The sequence below is a fragment of the Blautia sp. MSK18_10 genome (assembly GCF_020553185.1).
Taxonomy (GTDB): Bacteria; Bacillota; Clostridia; order Lachnospirales; family Lachnospiraceae; genus Blautia_A; species Blautia_A wexlerae.
The window spans coordinates 1-10,641 of the sequence record NZ_JAJCGT010000063.1; the positions used below are offsets into that span (position 1 = coordinate 1).

Here is a 10,641-nt window from a genome sequence, read left to right on the forward strand (position 1 = left end):
TTTGGCTTGTATGTCTCGGGATTTTGGCATATTCATGCCAAAACACCTCGCGGGACAGTGGTGTGTGAACAGTAACCCAGTAACTATAAAGTTCACATAAAAATCAGAGAGGAGAGTGTACATCTCTCCTCTTTTATGCTAGAATATAATTTGCAATTTGCCCAGAGGCTTTAGAGAGCACAGGCAGACTTATGAATAATGCAAATAATATTATGAAGCAGCTTCCCAGGGAACAGCGGCCGTATGAGAAATGCTTTATGCAGGGTGAGGGTTCATTAAATGACACTGAACTGCTGGCAGTAATCCTGCGCAGCGGCACTTCAGGAAAGAATTCACTGGCACTTGCACAGGAGATCCTGAAATTTATGGAGTCGTCCTCCTATCCCGGCCTTATGGGGCTTATGCATGTATCTGTACAGGATCTTATGAAGATTCATGGAATCGGACAGGTAAAAGCAGTACAGTTAAAATGCATTGGAGAACTTTCCAAAAGAATTGCCAAGGCTGCTGCCAGACCGCAGATAGTTATGAACAATCCCTCCTCCATAGCAGCTTATTATATGGAAGAACTCCGCCATGAAGAGCAGGAACTGGTGATCTGTATGATGTCAGATGTGAAAGGACATTTTCTGGGAGATAAGATACTGACCCGGGGAACTGCAACCGGTTCGCTGGTAACACCAAGGGAAATCTTCATGGAAGCCCTGCGCCGCCATGCAGTCAGTCTGATATTGATACACAATCATCCAAGTGGTGATCCTACACCAAGTCCGGATGACTTACAGATCACAGCCAGGATTTATCAGGCGGGGGAACTGCTGGGAATACATCTGCTGGATCATATTGTGATCGGGGATCAGAGATACTGCAGCTTCAGAGAAGAAGGATTATGGAATACATGTACAGAATAAGGCAACAACAAAGGGGCAGAATATGCTATTTGAGAAAACATATGGAATAGATTTGGGAAGCAGTTCCGTAAAAGTCTATTCTTTTTTCAGAAACAAAACTTATATCGAGAAAAATATGATCGCGTCCAAGGGACACACGATCATTGCAATGGGAAATGAAGCATACGATATGTTTGAGAAATCCCCCACAGATATTACGGTTACTTCGCCAATGACATTTGGCATGATCGCTAATCTGGAACTTCAGGAGATTGTTCTTTACAGTATGATCCGAAAGATCGATCATATCCTGGGATTTGGCGCAACAATGTATTTTACTGTTCCTCTGGATATGACTGCGGTTGAGAAACGGGCATATTTTCATGTGGCGAATGGTCACTGGTTAAAGAAAAATCGCGTATTTATGGTAGAGGCACCCATTGCAGATGCCATTGCCATGGGTGTCAATCTGGAAGATCCGGAAGGAAATATGATCGTAAATATCGGTGCACAGAGTACAGAAGTATCGATCATCACCGGAGGAAAGATCATTATCAGCAGGAAAATACCGCTGGGAGGCAGACAGATGAATGAATCTGTCTGCAGTGAAATACGTAAAAGATATAATCTGCAGATTGGCACAAGGACTGCCAAGAGGCTTAAGATGGTCATGGGACGCCTCAGTGATCCGAAAAAGGAAGTACGTAAGGTTGTAGGAATTGACTGTATTTCCGGACTGCCAAGAGAAGAAATCATTTCTTCTTATGTGGTAAATGACGGTATCATGAACTGTCTGAATGAGATTGCGGCAGAGATGAAAACATTTCTGGAGCGAATTCCTCCCCAGATTTCCTACCATATTGCGAAACAGGGGATTTACATAACCGGAGGCAGTACCAGACTTCCTTATATTGATAAATACCTTGCCAGTTATACAGGATTCACCTTTAATCTGTCAGATTTTTATGAAACCTCGGCAGTTACAGGTCTGGAGAAAATAATCAGAAATAAAGAACTGCGTGAATGGGCAGTACCGGTTACGCAGAGAAAACTATAATTTTTAGGGGTGCATCAATGAAAAACCTGAAAAAGAAAGTACATTTTAGGATTAAATTAAAAAGTAAACATCTTCTGGTCATTATGTCGATTTTCTGCGTCAGCTGTATTGCTGCCACTTTTTCATCCGGCGTAACCACTGCACCGCTGCAGGATGCCGCCGGGATACTGATCGTTCCATTTGAAAACAGCATCAATCGGATCAGTTCAGTTCTGAAAGGAATGCAGGACCGTATGCGTGATAAAGAAGAAATCCTCAGTGAGAACGAAAATTTAAAGGCACAGATAGACAGTCTCACAGAACAGAACAATAAACTGATCCAGGATCAGACAGAATATGTAAGATTACAGCAGATGTATAATCTTGACCAGCAGTATACCGAATATCCAAAGATTGCTGCAGAAATCATATCCAAAGATCCGGGCAACTGGTATGATACCTTTATGATCAACCGGGGATCTGCAGACGGCATTCGTGTGGATAATAATGTACTTGCAGATAAAGGTCTGGTCGGGATCGTGACAGAGGTCGGAACTCACTGGGCGACTGTACGTTCCATTATCGATGACAGCAGCAATGTCAGTGCCATGACTGTCAGCACACAGGATAACTGTGTGGTGGAAGGAGATCTGGAACTCATCGATGAGGGTAAATTAAGCTTCAGCCAGTTGTATGACCAGAATAATAAAGTAACAGTGGGGGAACGCATCGTTACCTCCAATATCAGTGAGAAATATGTAGAGGGACTGTTTATCGGATACGTCAGTGAGGTGGAACAAAACAGCAACAATCTGACCAAAACAGGTACCATTGTCACACCTGTAGATTTCCAGCATCTGAAAAATGTACTTGTCATTACAGTAAATAAACAGGATTCTGTTAATGACAATGCTCAGGCAGCTCAGGAGGCGACTGCAAATGAAGAGTAAGATAGCGTTATTTTTTATGATCCTGATCAGTTTTCTTCTTCAGTGTACTCTTCTTCATGTGATATCCATCGGTTCTATCACGCCGAATCTGATCCTGATCCTGTGTATATCCATGGGGCTGATGCGCGGAAGAAAAAGTGGACTGTGGACAGGATTTTTCTGTGGATTTCTGGTAGACATGTTCTATGGCTCTGTGTTTGGTTTCTACGCTCTGATCTATATGTATATTGGCTTTTTAAGCGGATATGCCCACAGGATCTGCTATGATGATGACATAAAGGTTCCGGTTATGCTTGCAGGTATCGGGGATTTACTGTACGGACTTTCTGTCTATGCATTGCAGTTTCTGCTCAGGGGACGTCTGGGGCTCGGAACCTATTTATACCGGATTATTTTACCGGAGATTTTTTATACAGTGATCCTTACACTGATTGTTTACCGGGTATTTCATTATATTAATTATCATTTCATGAAGAATCCATCAATGAAGGAAAGTGAGTCTATTTGGGTACTAAAATAAAAAGATTTTTTAAAAAGATACGAATAAAACGTACCACAATACTGGTACTGGTTTTTGTATTTATGTCAGCCACTCTGGTCCGTCAGCTTTTTGAACTGCAGATCATCCAGGGAGAGGCTTATATCAGCAAATTTGAATCAAGAACAACAAAAAAACGTGTGATCAAAAGTACGCGTGGCAATATCTATGACAGAAATGGTGAGGAGCTGGCAACAAATGTGCTGGCTTATTCTGTTACCTTTGAGGATAATGGAACTTATGATTCTACCAGAGAAAAGAATCTTACACTGAACGGGATTGCCTATAAAGTCCTGAAAATCCTTGAGTCCAACGGGGATTCCATCAGTACCGGCTTCCATATTGTTTTGGATGAGAGCGGGAATTATGCTTTTGATGTTGATGAGGGATTTACTCTGAACCGTTTTCGTGCGGATATTTACGGAGAACCGTTGATTGATAACCTGACAAAAAAACAGAAAAATGCCACTGCAGATCAGATGATCGAGTTTATGAGCGGAAAAGAGGGATTTTCCATTGTTCTTTACGGCGATAATGCTTATACCAAAGAAGAACTGACATCCCATGGACTTCCGGAGAACCTGTCAAAGCAGGATATACTTGAGCTTTCCAAAATCCGCTATGCACTGAGCACTAACAGTTTCAAGAAGTACATGGCCGTTACGATTGCTTCAAATATAAGCGAAAAATCTGTAGCTGCAATCAGAGAAGATCAGCCGGAGCTTCAGGGAATTGACATTGTAGAGGATTCTGTCCGCAAATACATTAATGATGCAAGCATGGGACCAATTCTTGGTTATACGGGACAGGCTTCTTCAGAAGAGCTTGAAGAACTGAGACAGAAGAATCCTGATTATTCAAATGATGCGATCATCGGTAAATCGGGAATTGAGAAATATATGGAAACATCTCTTCAGGGAACAGACGGTGAAGAAACTGTCACTGTCGATAACCTTGGTAAAGTACTTAAGATTGACGACAGCACGAGAGTAGAACCTGTCGCAGGTAACGATACCTATCTTACCATAGACAGCAGCTGGCAGTCCGCCATCTACCAGATACTGAAACAGAGAGTTGCCGGAATCCTTTTATCCAAGATCGAAGCAGCCAAAACCTATGATTTCAGTGTAAATGATGCTGCACAGATCAAGATACCGATCTATGATGTATATAATGCCTTGATTGCCAACAGTGTCATTGATATCAGTAAATTCAGTGATGCCAACGCCTCCGATACAGAAAAAAATTTATATGCCAAATTTCAACAGAAACAGCAACAGGTTTTTGATACAATAACTAACAGACTGACAGCTGAGGATCCACCGGCCGTAAAAGATGAAGATGATCAGATCCAGGAATATCTTACTTATATCTGTGATGATCTTCTCAGAGATACGCTGGGGATTATCTCAAAGAATGCCATTGATACCTCTGACAGTACTTATCAGAAATGGACAACCGATAAAGATATCAGTCTGAAAGATTATCTGACATATGCGGCAAGTCAGAACTGGATCGATATTTCCAAATTTTCTACAGAAGGAGATTATCTGGATTCCGATGAAGTATATCAGGCTCTTACAGATTATCTGATTGATTATCTTAAAAAAGACACCAATTTCTCAAAACTTCTGTATAAGTATATGCTTCAGGAAGACACCATTTCCGGAAGCGAGATCTGTCTGGTGCTGTATGAACAGGGAGTTTTATCAAAAGATGATGGCAGTTACGAGGCACTGGCCTCCGGCTCCATGACAGCTTATGACTTTATGATCAATAAAATTTATACTCTCGAAATAGAACCTGCGCAGCTTGCGCTGGAGCCATGTTCTGCTTCTGCAGTAATCACAGATGTCAAAACAGGGGATGTTCTTGCATGCGTATCCTACCCGGGATATGACAATAACCGTCTGGTAAATAACATGGATACGGATTATTATGCGAAATTATCTACAGATAAATCCAGTCCGTTTTTCAATAAAGCAACCCAACAGACAGCAGCACCGGGTTCTACATTTAAGATTCTGTCTACAATTGCCGGAATGTCTGAAGGAGTGATCGATGACGGAACATACATTAACTGTACCGGATCCTTTGATCTTGTAACACCTCCAATCAACTGCTGGAACAAACAGGGACATGGAGAGATCGAGATCAGGGAGGCGATTGAACAGTCCTGTAACTATTATTTCAATATGATTGGTTTTAAACTTGGTCAGGATGCAGACGGAAACTTTTCAGAAAACCGAAGCCTGAGTGTACTGCAAAAATATGCTTCAGAGATTGGTCTGGATAAGAAAACAGGTATCGAGATCACAGAATCCGCACCTCATGTGTCAGATTCCTACGCAGTCCCGTCTTATATCGGACAGGGTACCAATGCTTATACCACCAGTCAGCTGGCACGTTATGCAACAGCGATCGCTACCAGTGGAAATGTTTATGATCTGACTTTACTTGACAGACAGACAGATTCCAAGGGTAATACTTTAAAAAAATATGAGCCGGATATCATTAATACAGTTGATGTATCACAGAATGTGTGGGATGATATTCACGACGGAATGTACCGGGTAGTACAGACTCACAGACAGTTTGACGGACTTGGCGTGGATGTGGCAGGTAAAACCGGTACAGCCGAGGTAAATGTTTATCATCCAAACCATGGTATGTTTGTGGGATATGCCCCGGCTTCAGATCCTGAATATGCGATTGCAGTGCGTATTGAGAATGGATATGCTTCCGGTAATGCGTGTCTTGCAGCTGATGATATTTTTAAATATATCTTTGAATTAACTGATGAAAAGTCTATTCTTACCGGTGTTGCGGCAAGTGATACCAGTGACACTTCGAATGACTGAAACTACCATACAGGAGAATACCAGAAGAATGGAAATTTTTTCAGGGAGGAAATTGTAACTATGAGTGAAGTCATTGTGATTACTTCCGGCAAAGGCGGAGTAGGAAAAACCACAACTGTCGCCAATATCGGAACAGGTCTGGCTATGCTGGGCAAAAAAGTTGTTGTGGTTGATACAGATATCGGTCTGCGGAATCTGGATGTTGTTCTGGGCCTGGAGAACAGGATTGTCTATAATCTGGTGGATGTCATTAACGGAAGCTGCCGTCTGCGACAGGCTCTGATCAAGGATAAAAGACATCCGGAATTATGTCTTCTGCCATCTGCGCAGACAAAAGACAAATCCGCTGTGTCTCCGGAACAGATGATAAAACTGACCGACGATCTGAGAGAACAGTTTGATTATATTCTTCTGGACTGTCCGGCAGGAATTGAACAGGGATTTAAAAATGCGATCGCAGGTGCTGATAAAGCCCTGGTAGTTACCACGCCGGAGGTTTCTGCGATACGTGATGCAGATCGGATCATCGGACTCCTGGAAGCCAACGAGATCAGAGATATCAGCCTGATCATCAATCGCCTGCGGCCGGATATGATTGCAAGAGGTGATATGATGTCCGTAGATGATGTAACGGATATCCTTGCTGTTGATCTGATCGGAACAATTCTGGATGATGAACAGATTGTGATTGCCACAAATCAGGGGGAGCCTCTTTCCGGGAAATCTTCTCAGGCAGAAGAAGAATACATGAATATCTGTAAACGCCTCTTAGGTGAAGAGATTCCGTTTGCAGACATTAACAGGAAGCAGGGGTTATTAAGAAAAATAGGTAGTTTTTTCAAAAAGTAGCCTGTATTTATAAGGGGGAATCTGTGTGAAAGCTTTTTTTAAAGAAAAGAAGCGTTCAGCCGGATATGCAAGAGACCGCATGAAGCTTCTGCTGATCTCGGAACGTATCGACTGCTCTCCACAGATGATGAAAATGTTGCGGAATGATATGATACATACCGTAAAAAAATACCTTACTATTGATGAAGAACAGGTAAAAATCCAGATTACGCAGGAACCTGCAGTACTCCATGCGTATATTCCTGTTTTAAACAAAAAGGATAACCGTTTGGTATCTTCACAGTTACTAAAAAGGACAGATAAATTATGTTAAAGCAATATAAATTAAGATTTTACAATTTCAGACTGATCATTTTCCTGCTGGCGATCAGCCTGATAGGAGTTACACTGGTAGGCACAGCAGCATCGGACCTGCGATCAAAGCAGTTTGCCGGAGTAATACTTGGACTTATTGTCATGCTGATCCTTTCTTTGCTGGATTACTCATGGATCATGAACTTTCAGTGGATCATGTATGGATTTAATATTATCATGCTGATCGTTGTGCGTATTGCGGGTGACAGTGCTAACGGTGCCGCCAGATGGATCGGTATCGGATCTTTCCGATTTCAGCCGACAGAATTATCAAAAATTATCCTGATCGTATTCTTTGCAAAATTTTTTATGGATCATGAGGAAACACTGAATACACTTAAAACGCTGGCATTATCCGGCGTGTTACTGGCAGTACCTCTGTTCCTGATCCTGGAACAGCCGGACCTGAAAAATACAATTACTGTTGTAGTAATTTTCTGTATTATGATCTATATTGCAGGTTTAAGCTATAAGATCATCGGAGGAGCACTGCTTATTGCTGTTCCATTGACCATTATTTTTTTATCAATTGTTGTCCAGCCGGATCAGAAACTGCTCAAGGATTACCAGAGAAGTCGTATCATGTCTTTTTTGTATCCGGAAAACGAAGAATACTCGGATGATATTGAACAGCAGAATAACTCTAAAACTGCAATTGCTTCAGGGGAACTGGTTGGTAAGAAATTAAGCGGTGATAACAGTACAACTTCTGTAAATCAGGGAAACTTCGTGGCAGAGAATCAGACAGACTTTATTTTTGCTGTTGCAGGTGAAGAGTACGGATTTATTGGATGCGTGATAATTGTATTGCTACTTTTGGCAATTGCCTTTGAATGTATCCGGATGAGTCTTCGGGCAAAAGATTTGTCAGGAAAGGTTCTTTGCTGTGGAATCGGCGGCCTGATCGCACTACAGAGCTTCATTAATATCTGTGTTGCAACAGGTCTTGCGCCTAATACGGGAACTCCCCTTCCTTTTGTAAGCTATGGACTGACTTCGCTGGTAAGTCTGTATATTGGTATGGGGCTTGTACTCAATGTAGGACTTCAGAGCAGCACATACAATAAAGAAATTATTCAAAAAGAAATTGACAGAAGAGAGGATTACTTATGAGAACAAAAAAGAAATCTTCCGGTAAAATACCGGAAAAGAAATCTGCTGTTCCATACAAATCTACAGCTCCGCACAGACACAAACCTTCCAGACCGCTTCAGACAGTCAAACTGCCGAAATCGCAGATGCCATCCAGACAAACAGAGGAGCATCAGGCTTTGCTACGTACAAAATATCATAAAAAGCGTCAGAGATTAAAACATATATTCAGGATTCTGGTTGGTGTATTTGTGATTCTTGCAGCTGCCGGCGGTGTTTTTTACGGATGGAATATATTAAGCGGAAATTATTTTGGTACTCCTGAACAGGCTTTTGATTCTTCTGAAGTTTTCACAAATGCCCTTGCAGCTAAGGAAAATATGAGAACAGAATCTTTCGCCCAGAAATTATGCGTTTCCCCCAAAGGAAATGTTGATCGTATTAAGAATGCCCAGCTGGAAGATGGACAGAAAGGGCTACTGTTCAGTCTGAGCAATCATAAAGTACTGTATGCAAACGGCATTTATGATAAGGTGTATCCTGCAAGTATTACCAAGATCATGACAGCAATGCTTGCATTACAAAGTGGAAAACTGAATGACACTGTCACGATCACTCAGGATAATGTTACACTGGAGGATGGATCACAGGTCTGCGGATTTGTGGCCGGCGATCAGGTTACCCTTGATCAGCTTCTCCACTGTCTGCTTGTATATTCCGGCAATGATGCAGCTTCTGCCATTGCGGAATATGTTGGAGGCAATACAGAGAACTTCGTACAGATGATGAATGATTATGCCGCAAAGCTTGGATGTACAGGAACACATTTTTCCAATCCACATGGACTGCAGGATGAAAATCACTATACAACACCATATGATATTTATCTGATGCTGAATGAAGCATTCACCTACCCTGAATTTACAGAAATTACAGAGTTGCCGTCTTATACAGTAACCTATACAGGCTCAGACGGAACTGAAAAAAGCACCACGCTTACCGCAACAGACCATTATCTTACCGGAGAGGCAACAGCCCCAAAAGATGTTACAATTCTCGGTGGTAAAACCGGAACAACAGAAGTAGCCGGCAATTGTCTTGCAATCCTTACACAGAATGCATACGGAAAAACTTTTGTTTCAATTGTAATGGGAGCTGCTACGAAAGAACTTCTGTATCAGGAGATGAATTCACTGCTTCAGAATATCAACAGTTAGTCAATATAAAACGGATACAGTTATCATTAATTGTATCCGTTTTATGTTATAGAAAATTCTCCGCAATGTTTTTATAACACCTATAACATAATAAAGTCTTCCGACAGGGGTCGTACAAGACCATCCACTTTGCTGTTACAAGAATTCCGGTTACATAAAAGAACGAGGTGAAAGATCATGAATAACAATTGTATTACAACATACACAGGCAGACATATAGATCCATTACATCCGGATCCGGATATGATCTGTATCGAAGATATTGCACATGCCTTATCTTTGATCTGCCGCGGAAACGGACAGGTAAAAACTTTTTTTTCAGTAGGTCAGCATTGCATCAACTGTGCCAGAGAAGCCCTTGCGCGAGGATATTCCAGGCGTGTGGCATTTGCCTGCCTTCTGCACGATGCCAGCGAATGTTATTTATCTGATGTGCCAAGACCATTCAAGAAAACCCTCTCAGGATATAAAGAGCAGGAGAAAAATCTGCTGGATCTGATCTATCAGAAATATCTTGGGAGCCCATTAAACGCAAAAGAAGAACAATTATTAAAAGAAATCGATGATGCTATGCTCTGGTTTGACCTTACATACCTGCTAAATGAACCCCAGGAAAGGGAAGCACCGGAAATTCATATTACAATAGATTATACGGTACGGGCTTTCGAGGAAACAGAAAAGGAATACCTGGAATTGTATAGCTTTTTTACCCATTGAAAAAAATAAATATCTCGGGATTTTGGCATGAATATGCCAAAACACCTCGCGGGACAGTGGTGTGTGAACAGTAACATATTTTCAACAAAATTTCACAAAAAAATATAAATACCACTTGTGTTTTTGAATAATATGCA

General features: G+C 41.6%; 10 protein-coding genes. All 10 read left to right on the top strand.

The genetic code is table 11. The features are described 5' to 3' along the window. Window positions 1-191: 191 nt before the first annotated feature. On the top strand, window positions 192-911 hold the full coding sequence (gene radC, locus LI074_RS15970; RefSeq protein WP_008703183.1) for a RadC family protein: 720 nt from the start codon (window positions 192-194) through the stop codon (window positions 909-911). Window positions 912-933: 22 nt separating this feature from the next. After that, window positions 934-1,947 (top strand): rod shape-determining protein, encoded by a 1,014-nt coding sequence (locus LI074_RS15975; RefSeq protein ID WP_022379976.1) that lies wholly within the window; start codon window positions 934-936, stop codon window positions 1,945-1,947. A 17-nt stretch (window positions 1,948-1,964) separates the two neighbouring features. After that, on the top strand, window positions 1,965-2,876 hold the full coding sequence (mreC, locus tag LI074_RS15980) for a rod shape-determining protein MreC (protein WP_020993912.1): 912 nt from the start codon (window positions 1,965-1,967) through the stop codon (window positions 2,874-2,876). Further along, window positions 2,866-3,396 carry a rod shape-determining protein MreD gene (gene mreD / locus LI074_RS15985; protein ID WP_008703177.1) on the top strand — a complete coding sequence of 177 codons (531 nt, stop codon included), beginning with the start codon at window positions 2,866-2,868 and terminating at the stop codon, window positions 3,394-3,396. The genes mreC and mreD overlap by 11 nt, the downstream gene beginning before the upstream one ends. Continuing rightward, window positions 3,381-6,275 carry a penicillin-binding transpeptidase domain-containing protein gene (locus LI074_RS15990; RefSeq protein WP_173698134.1) on the top strand — a complete coding sequence of 965 codons (2,895 nt, stop codon included), beginning with the start codon at window positions 3,381-3,383 and terminating at the stop codon, window positions 6,273-6,275. The genes mreD and LI074_RS15990 overlap by 16 nt, the downstream gene beginning before the upstream one ends. 60 nt (window positions 6,276-6,335) lie before the next feature. Continuing rightward, entirely contained in the window at window positions 6,336-7,124 is a 789-nt protein-coding gene (minD, locus tag LI074_RS15995) for a septum site-determining protein MinD (RefSeq protein WP_008703173.1), read from the top strand. Window positions 7,125-7,149: 25 nt separating this feature from the next. Continuing rightward, on the top strand, window positions 7,150-7,437 hold the full coding sequence (minE, locus tag LI074_RS16000; protein ID WP_020993911.1) for a cell division topological specificity factor MinE: 288 nt from the start codon (window positions 7,150-7,152) through the stop codon (window positions 7,435-7,437). Beyond that, complete coding sequence (locus tag LI074_RS16005) at window positions 7,431-8,591, top strand: FtsW/RodA/SpoVE family cell cycle protein (protein WP_025578412.1); 1,161 nt, start codon at window positions 7,431-7,433, stop codon at window positions 8,589-8,591. Before minE ends, LI074_RS16005 begins: the two co-directional genes overlap by 7 nt. Next, complete coding sequence (locus tag LI074_RS16010; protein ID WP_022379978.1) at window positions 8,588-9,787, top strand: D-alanyl-D-alanine carboxypeptidase family protein; 1,200 nt, start codon at window positions 8,588-8,590, stop codon at window positions 9,785-9,787. Before LI074_RS16005 ends, LI074_RS16010 begins: the two co-directional genes overlap by 4 nt. Before the next feature lie 177 nt (window positions 9,788-9,964). After that, window positions 9,965-10,504 (top strand): hypothetical protein, encoded by a 540-nt coding sequence (locus tag LI074_RS16015; RefSeq protein WP_118339483.1) that lies wholly within the window; start codon window positions 9,965-9,967, stop codon window positions 10,502-10,504. Window positions 10,505-10,641: the final 137 nt, after the last annotated feature.

Excerpts from the sequence above, each read along its gene's own strand:
- mreC (WP_020993912.1), top strand. The coding sequence starts at position 1,965 with ATGAAAAACCTGAAAAAGAAAGTACATTTTAGGATTAAATTAAAAAGT.
- minD (WP_008703173.1), top strand. The coding sequence starts at position 6,336 with ATGAGTGAAGTCATTGTGATTACTTCCGGCAAAGGCGGAGTAGGAAAA.
- LI074_RS16010 (WP_022379978.1), top strand. The coding sequence starts at position 8,588 with ATGAGAACAAAAAAGAAATCTTCCGGTAAAATACCGGAAAAGAAATCT.
- radC (WP_008703183.1), top strand. The coding sequence starts at position 192 with ATGAATAATGCAAATAATATTATGAAGCAGCTTCCCAGGGAACAGCGG.
- LI074_RS16005 (WP_025578412.1), top strand. The coding sequence starts at position 7,431 with ATGTTAAAGCAATATAAATTAAGATTTTACAATTTCAGACTGATCATT.
- mreD (WP_008703177.1), top strand. The coding sequence starts at position 2,866 with ATGAAGAGTAAGATAGCGTTATTTTTTATGATCCTGATCAGTTTTCTT.
- LI074_RS16015 (WP_118339483.1), top strand. The coding sequence starts at position 9,965 with ATGAATAACAATTGTATTACAACATACACAGGCAGACATATAGATCCA.
- LI074_RS15975 (WP_022379976.1), top strand. The coding sequence starts at position 934 with ATGCTATTTGAGAAAACATATGGAATAGATTTGGGAAGCAGTTCCGTA.